Consider the following 424-nt stretch of genomic DNA (forward strand, 5'->3'; position numbering starts at 1 on the left):
TGTCCACACAGATGATTGTTAATTGTAAAGAGAACAACACTTATTGTTTGGGTCTGTAGCTCAGCTGGTTAGAGCGCACCCCTGATAAGGGTGAGGTCGGTAGTTCAAATCTACTCAGACCCACCACTTCTTCTTAATACTTCGTTGTAAGCTTCGTTGTTTAGTAAAATAAACGGCCTCAACTTACGCCTCGTCTTAAAAAGAAGTCGGTATACAAACAGTAAGACCAGCATATGTGGGGCTATAGCTCAGCTGGGAGAGCGCCTGCCTTGCACGCAGGAGGTCAGCAGTTCGATCCTGCTTAGCTCCACCACTTTACTTCTTAAAAATAAATATTCTTTTATCGGGTAGCACAATCACCTGAGAATAGAGTGTGTTTAATTTTGAGAAGTTTTTGATTCTCTGCTCTTTAAAAATTTGGAAA

Annotated in this window: 2 tRNA genes; both read left to right on the top strand. The window is 41.5% G+C overall.

The window, feature by feature from the left end:
* Nucleotides 1-49 precede the first annotated feature (49 nt).
* Nucleotides 50-126: transfer RNA gene (locus CWB78_RS17515), tRNA-Ile, on the top strand.
* A gap of 111 nt (nucleotides 127-237) precedes the next feature.
* A tRNA-Ala gene (locus CWB78_RS17520) sits at nucleotides 238-313 on the top strand.
* Nucleotides 314-424 lie beyond the last annotated feature (111 nt).

The sequence above is a fragment of the Pseudoalteromonas sp. S1612 genome, from assembly GCF_005887175.1.
Taxonomy (GTDB): Bacteria; Pseudomonadota; Gammaproteobacteria; order Enterobacterales; family Alteromonadaceae; genus Pseudoalteromonas; species Pseudoalteromonas undina.